The 1,617-nt window shown below is 72.0% G+C and carries 1 protein-coding gene; it reads right to left on the bottom strand.

Going from position 1 to position 1,617, the window contains the following annotated elements; translation table 11 throughout:
* Positions 1–1,584 (bottom strand): reverse transcriptase domain-containing protein (locus Q8Q85_09320; GenBank protein MDP3774453.1); only part of this gene is annotated, 1,584 nt, incomplete at its 3' end.
* Positions 1,585–1,617 lie beyond the last annotated feature (33 nt).

Below are 1,617 nucleotides of genomic sequence, written 5' to 3'. Positions count from 1 at the left end.
CGCCGACGAGACCGAGAGCGGAGGAACCGAGCCGCGCCACGGTGCAAGCTCGGCCGGAGTCGCGGCCGCAGCAGCGCAGTCCGCGGACCACGCGCAGCGCGGCACAGCATCGTGCGCCGGCTGCGGCGCAAGGAGAGCCGCACGAGCGGGACACGAGGCCGGCAAACGAGCGACCTGCTCCGCCCGGCGGAGAGACTGCCGGCGCACGAGCACCGGGAACGGCAGCCAGCGGACCTCCGCCCAGATCGCATCCGCGGATGCGGTCCGGGTGCACCCGGAGGCCAGCGAGGCGAGATCCGTCAGCCGCGGGACAATGCGGTCCCGCGAGTCGGCGGCCGCGACGGGCCACCACACGTGCGACGCATACGTCGCAGCCGAGAGGCCGCAAGCGGCCGCAACGACGCGAAGCTGCGACGGGCGAAGCAGCGCAACGAAGCGGCGCAGACGAACTGCGACTGCTTCGAGCTTGCCAACAACTTTCTCCGTGTGAGCGGAGAAGTTGAGGCGCGAGTCGATTTCGACGCCGAGGATGCGGATGCACCCTGGGCCGGCCGCGAGCGCCACCGGACCGCAGGTCAGCGGCACCGTGGGCTCGTCCGCAGCACGAGGGCTGCGCGAGAAACGGAGGGCGGCTGTCTTGGGCGAGACGGCTACCCCAGTCATCGCCGCCCAGTCCGCGACCTCCCGCAAGAGGTGCTGCATCGCGACGCTCGCAGGGGCGAGGTCACTGCCGTGCGCCTGCGTCGCCCAGACCGAAAGGTCGTCGGCGAACAGTGCAAAGCCGCACGTCGCCGGCAGGCGAGGGAGCAGCCGGGAGAGACGACACGCAAGGCTGTCGGCCACCACAAGCCACAGCAGGGGGCCGAGGACTGAACCCTGCGGCACGCCCCACGGTGTCGGCCGCGGCGCCGACAGGCGCGAACCGACACGGACGCGCAGAGTGCGGCCAGCCAGAAAGGACGCAATCCAGGCCGCTTCCGCAGCCGGTGCGCCGAGGCGGGCGAGCCCCACCGCGCAAGCGGCCGGGGGAAACGAGCAAAACGCGTCGGCAAAATCGACTGCCGCAAGCAGGGTGTCGCGCACCCTGACATTGCGCCCGTCGTGCCGTTTCGGCGGGGCCTCACCCCTGCCGGCCGCGTGCTTCTCCTCGGCCGCCCTCCTGTCGAGGAACCGGTCGGCAAACGACCAGCCATCCAGCGCCGCGCGCACGACCATGCCCACGGCAAGGTCAGCGGCGTGGCCCGGCCGGAACCCAAACTGGTGCTGGTCCAGCCGTGGGTCCACCACGGCACGCACCCGGCGGGCAACGACACGCTCCAGGGTGCGGGACAAGAGGCTTGTCTGCACCACTGGGCGGTAGGACGCTACTTGCGTAGCGTCCTTGCCCGACTTGAGCAGGGGGGTTGCCACTCCGGTCCGCCATTGGCGGGGGAGGGACGCCTCCGCGAGGCAGCGGTTGAGAACCGCGAGCAGCCAGGCAAGGGCTGCCGGCGGGAGGTGGCGCAGCAATCGCGGCGCGATCCCGTCCGGATCGGTCGCGGCGCCAACCGGGTGCTCAGCGATCGCCGCGCGCAGCTCCTCCAATGAGATGGGGGAGGGCGGGTGCGACGCGGCGGG

This window comes from Gemmatimonadales bacterium, assembly GCA_030697825.1.
Lineage (GTDB): Bacteria > Gemmatimonadota > Gemmatimonadetes > Gemmatimonadales > JACORV01 > JACORV01.
Note: the sequence above shows the minus strand (reverse complement) of the source record. Positions and strands in the feature narration are given on the sequence as shown.